The sequence below is a fragment of the Virgibacillus carmonensis genome (assembly GCF_057836705.1).
This window is the reverse complement of the sequence record NZ_JBYQFJ010000078.1, coordinates 1-1,149: the sequence shown is the minus strand read 5'-3', so window position 1 is coordinate 1,149 and position 1,149 is coordinate 1. Positions and strand designations below refer to the sequence as shown.

Sequence of the window (1,149 nt, the reverse complement as noted above, 5' to 3'; positions counted from 1 at the left end):
ATATCAATCGGGCTAAACAATGTTATCAATTTGTATAATCCGGAAACTTTAGTATTAAATAGCGAAATACTGCAAATGTATCCAGATACTATTGGTAAAATTAAAAGCAATTTAACATCATCGGTCAGCCAATACCGGGAACTTGTTTTATCCGATCTAGGTAATAAGGCGTGTGTAATGGGGGCTTGCGCTTTAGCAATCAAACGTTTTTTAGAAGTCCCTGAGCTTATTTTAACCATCTCCGAGGATGTAGAAGAACAAGCAGCTCGATAAAAAGAAGAACGAGGCTGAGACATAACTAAAATATTTGACTCGGGAAGACGAACGATCACTGAATAGGAAATTCAGAACGTTACTTTTACAATAGTCGGATCTTAATAAGCAGTTGATATAAATTGCGACGTAACTTTATATGAGTTTTAATCCACCGCTGCGGAAAAACACTGCGCTTTCCGTGGGCAGCTAATGAGCCTCCTTGCCCCGGCAAGGGGTATGCAAACGTTGTCCGCGAAGGACGGTTTTAGTTGGCCCTCCTTAATGACGCTCTCCGGGGTCTCATCGAGGCTTCTGCTCCCACAGGACAAGGAATGCTTCCCCGAATAAGCATCGCACGAAGAAAAAGTGCTTTTCTTTTTCGAGGAGTCTCCGTGTTTTTCCTCCGCTAATATGTCATTAGACAAAACAGTATTATATAGCAAGTCCACTATTACGTGATGTCTTACGCTCCGGACTGTTGACTCCTGCTTAGAACAGCGCGAGCTGAAGACCCCGCGGAGTGGTTAAATAATGAAGCCGTGCCCTAAGGTGCGCAACGGTCCGCTGCGGAAAACAATCCAGCGCATACTTTTTAGCTTTAAGTTTACAAAAACAGACAAGAAAAATCCGAACTACTTCAAATTCTAATCAAAGAATTGAATCATAGTTCGGATTTCTCTGGCTAAAACACTTTTGTCCCAGCCTCTTTGTTTATTTTACTGCTTGAACACTTGCCCATTTATAATTGTATGCTGAGCCCATTGGATTTCTAATAACACCTTGTATTTTAGGTGAAATTAATTGGGCGCGGGCCCTTTGATATAATGGAACGACCACAGCATCTTCGGCCAGAATCTTTTCAGCTTCTAGGAAAGCTTCAAAACGTTTAACTGG

General features: G+C 41.8%; 2 pseudogenes. One reads left to right on the top strand and one right to left on the bottom strand.

The window, feature by feature from the left end:
- Positions 1 to 273: pseudogene (locus AC3G7N_RS20535) on the top strand (ROK family protein); the annotation flags it as partial.
- A gap of 693 nt (positions 274 to 966) precedes the next feature.
- On the opposite strand, the pseudogene AC3G7N_RS20530 reads toward AC3G7N_RS20535, so the two are convergent.
- Positions 967 to 1,149: pseudogene (locus AC3G7N_RS20530) on the bottom strand (peptide ABC transporter substrate-binding protein); the annotation flags it as partial.